This window comes from Nocardia farcinica, from assembly GCF_029867845.1.
Lineage (GTDB): Bacteria > Actinomycetota > Actinomycetes > Mycobacteriales > Mycobacteriaceae > Nocardia > Nocardia farcinica_A.
In genome coordinates, this window is the sequence record NZ_JARWRU010001230.1 from 1 (window position 1) to 3,837 (window position 3,837).

The 3,837-nt window shown below is 75.0% G+C and carries 3 protein-coding genes and 1 pseudogene; all 4 read left to right on the forward strand.

Annotation, left to right across the window (positions count from 1 at the left end):
* A partial coding sequence (locus QH283_RS27495; protein WP_280505839.1) for a hypothetical protein occupies positions 1–315 on the forward strand: 315 nt, incomplete at its 5' end.
* A gap of 94 nt (positions 316–409) precedes the next feature.
* Positions 410–1,939 carry a TIGR02677 family protein gene (locus tag QH283_RS27500; RefSeq protein ID WP_280505840.1) on the forward strand — a complete coding sequence of 510 codons (1,530 nt, stop codon included), beginning with the start codon at positions 410–412 and terminating at the stop codon, positions 1,937–1,939.
* Positions 1,936–3,327 carry a TIGR02678 family protein gene (locus QH283_RS27505; RefSeq protein ID WP_280505841.1) on the forward strand — a complete coding sequence of 464 codons (1,392 nt, stop codon included), beginning with the start codon at positions 1,936–1,938 and terminating at the stop codon, positions 3,325–3,327. The genes QH283_RS27500 and QH283_RS27505 overlap by 4 nt, the downstream gene beginning before the upstream one ends.
* A 64-nt stretch (positions 3,328–3,391) precedes the next feature.
* Positions 3,392–3,837 (forward strand): annotated as a pseudogene (locus QH283_RS27510) (endonuclease); the annotation flags it as partial.

Genomic DNA, 3,837 nt, shown 5'->3' on the forward strand with positions numbered 1-3,837 from the left:
CCCTCGACCGCACCCGAGGCGCAGCGTAACCACCCCCCACCCGGGGGGGGGGGGGCGGGGCCCCCCGCCGCCCCCCGCCCCCCCCCCCGCGCGCGCCCCCCCCCCCCCCCCCCCCCCCCGGCCCCCCCCCCCACCCCCCCCCCCCCCCCCCCCGCCCCCCCCCCCCCGGGGCCCCCCCCCCCCCCGCCGCCGCCCCCCCCCCCCCCCCCCCCCCGGGGGGGGGCGGCCCCCCCCCCCCCGTCGCGTCGAACCGGCGCCGATCTCGGGTCGAATCCGCACGTGACAGAACGCGCGGCACCCTCCGAGTACCGGTAGCGGCGAGTCGGCGAACACCGGGTAATCGTGGTCGGCCACGCCGAACGCCCGCCGGTGCCGCCGGGGGCGATCGGCCCGCTACTACCCTGTTGCCGTGACCGACTCCGATGACCGGCCCGATGGCGACGAGGCAGAGCGGCGGCTGCGGCTGTTCTCCTTCTCGACGGCGGACAAGCGCGCGGACTACCTGCGGGTGCTGCGCGCCTTCGACAGCGCCCGCGCCGCCTACGTGGTGTTGCTGCACGCCGACGACGTGGCCGAATGGGTGCGGCGCTGCGGCGGCGGGCAGCTCTCGGCCGCCGAGGCCGCCCCGCTGCTCGATCAGTTGCACCGCTGGGGCGTGCTGGAACGCAGCTACGACGGCACCCGCGCGGCGACGCTGGCCGAGTACCGCAACCGGCACTACGTCTACCAGTTCACCCAGCCGGGCTTCCAGGCCTTCCGCGCGGTCGCCGATGTGCTCGACGCCCGCGGCGAGGAGGCCTCGCTGTCGCGCCTGGTGCTGCCGGAGCTGCTGGCCGATCTCGAGGCGCTGGCACGAGCCAATCGCGCGGGCGACGCCGAACTCGTCTATCGCACGCTGCGCAGGTTGGACACGGCGCTGTCGGATCTGGCGGGCCGCGCCGCCCACTTCTACCTCTCGCTGGGCGATCTGCTGCGCACCACCGAGGTCACGCCGGAATCCTTTCTGGCGCACAAGGACACGCTGCTGGCCCACATGCGCGAATTCGGCATGGATCTGGCGCGCTTCGCGCCCGGGCTGGCCACGGCCATCGCGGCGGTCGAGGAGACCGGCGTCGAGGCCATGCTCGCGCGGGCGGCGCGCTGCGACGAGCGGGTCCTGGTGAGCGCGGCCGACCGCGAGGCCGACTGGCGGGCGCGCTGGCGCGGCCTGCGCGGCTGGTTCGTGCCCGCCGAGGGCGCGGCGGACGGTTCCGGCGCCGCCACCGAGGCCGAGCGGTTGCGCGAGGCCACCATGAGCGCGATCGCGGCAGTGCTCGCTCTGCTGCGCCGGGTCACCGAAACCAGGCGCGGCGGGGTGAGCCGGGAGTCGGCCCTGCGACATCTGGCCGCCTGGTTCACCGCCGCCCCGAGCACCGAGAGCGCGCACGCGCTGTTCGACGCGGTCTTCGGTCTCGGCCGGCCCCGGCATCTGGCGATGGAGCACCCGGACGCGGATCTGGTGCCGCCGAGCCGGTCCTGGTGGGAGGCGCCGCCGTTGGAGATCGCGCGCACCCTCGCCGAGACCGGCCGCCCGCCCGCCGCGGCGGCGCCCGGCCGCATCCAGCGCGACCAGGCGAGCGTGCGCAGGCTGCGGGAAGCGCAACTGGCCACGCAGCGTGCCCGCGCCGAGGCCGCACGGGCGCTGGCCGGGGCCGATGTGCACGAGCGGGTGCTCGACGACCGCGAGACCGAGGTGCTGTTGCGGCTGCTGGACGCCGCGTCGACGGCCTGGGTGCCGGTCAGCGGCCGGGTGGCGGGCACCTCGGGCAGCGACAGCGGCGTCACCCTGACGGTTTCCGAGCACGCTGGGTCCACGGTGGTGCGCACCACGCGCGGGCTGCTGCACCTGAACAATCGCAGGCTCGAGGTGCGGGCCACCGCGAGGGGCGGCGCTCGATGAACACGTCCCTCACCTCGGCGGCGACGCCGCACGCGCACCGCATCGACCCGCTGGAGCTCGACTCCTATCAGCGCGCGGCCCGGCTGGTGCTGGCCAACCCCCTGGTGACCGCCGACCATCCCGACCGGGCCGCGCTCCCGCTCATCCGCCGCTGGACCACCGAGCTGCGCGAGGATCTGGCCGCGCTGTTCGGCTACCGCCTCGAGGTCACCGAGACCACCGCCCGGCTGTTCCCGGTGACCGACGCCCTGGACGGGGGCAGGCCGGCCCGCACGGTCACCGACCGGGTGTTCGACCGGCGGCGCTACGCCTATCTGGCGTTGGCGCTGGCCGCGCTCGGCCGTGCGGGCGAGCAGATCACCCTGTCCGAGCTGGCCGAGCAGGTGCGCGACCACAGCGCCAGGATCGACGGGCTCGAACTGTCGCCCGAGCGGGCCGCCGATCGCGACGCCTTCGTCGACGCGGTCGGCTGGCTGGCCGCACGCGGGGCGCTGTCGCTCGCCGACGGCGACGCGACCGGCTGGGCCGCCGACCCCGAGGCGGGCGAGGCCCTCTACGACATCGACCGCACCGTGGTGTTCGCGTTGTTCCGGCCCGCGCGCGCGGTGCAGCATCTGCGCAGCGTCGCCGAGCTGCTCGGCGAAGACCATCCGGGTGAGGGCGCGCGGGCGGCGGACCCGGCCGCGATCGCCAGGCAGGTCCGCCGGGCGGTGGTGGAGCAGCCGGTGGTCTACGCCGCCGAACTCACCGCCCCGCAGCGGGAAGCGCTCGCCACGGATGCGGTGATCGCCGGTGTGGAGGCGTTCACCGGCTTGCGCGCCGAGCGCAGGGCCGAGGGCGTCGCGCTGATCGACACCTCGGGACGGCTGTCGGATGTGCGCTTCCCCGGGACGGGCACGCTCGCCCAGGTCGGACTGTTGCTCATCACCGAGATCGCCGATCTGGTGGCGGATCTCGACAACCCGCTGCCCCGCCGGCCGTGGCTGCCCGGTCCCTCGGACGATCTGCTCGCCGCGCTCGACGGCGCGATCCCGGAGGGAACCCTGTTCGCCCCGATGCTCGACAGCTCCGGCGACCCGTTCGCCGACGAGACCGCACCGCGGGACCCGTTCGGCACGGACGAGCGGCCGGAGCCCGCGGCCTGCCCGTTCGTGGCTGCCGACCGGCTGCGCGAGATCGTGACCGAACTCGCCGAGCGGTACGGTTCGACCTTCGCCGCGCACTGGCTCGCCGACGTGCCCGGTCTGACCGTCGAGGTGGTCGGGCTGCTGAGCAGGCTGCGGCTGGTCCGGCCGGTGACCGGCGGTGTGCTGGTGCTGCCCGCGCTGGCCCGGTACCGGGGCGCGGTGGTGTCGGTGCGCGCGCGACGTTCGGAGGAACTGTTGTGAGGGTCCATGCGGTTGTGCGGGTCCATGTGATGCGGAGGGGCTTGTGATGCGGACGGCGACCGACATGTCGGTCATCCACGGCGGTGTGCGTTTCGTCCCGACCAGGGCCGGGATCATCAACCTCTGGGACTATCGCGACCAGGAGTTCTGCTTCGCCGACGGCAGGCTGGTGCTGCGCGGGCCGAACGGTTCGGGCAAGACCAAGGCGCTGGAGGTGTTGTTCCCCTTCGTCCTGGACGGGCGGATCGAGCCGCGCCGGTTGAACCCGTTCGCGGGCGAGGAACGCACCATGAAGTCGAATCTGCTGTATCGCAAGCAGGATTCGGCGTACTCGTACGTGTGGATGGAGTTCGCGCGGGGCCGCTGGGCGGACCCGGAGGTCGTCACGGTCGGCATCGGCATGCGGGCCACCCGATCCTCGGACAAGGTGACGCGCTGGTACTTCGTGGCCGACGGCCGGGTGGGCGTGGACTTCTCCCTGCTCGGCCCCGACGACCGCCCGCTGACCCG

Coding starts and splice junctions, on each gene's coding strand:
- QH283_RS27505 (WP_280505841.1), top strand. CDS start 1,936: ATGAACACGTCCCTCACCTCGGCGGCGACGCCGCACGCGCACCGCATC.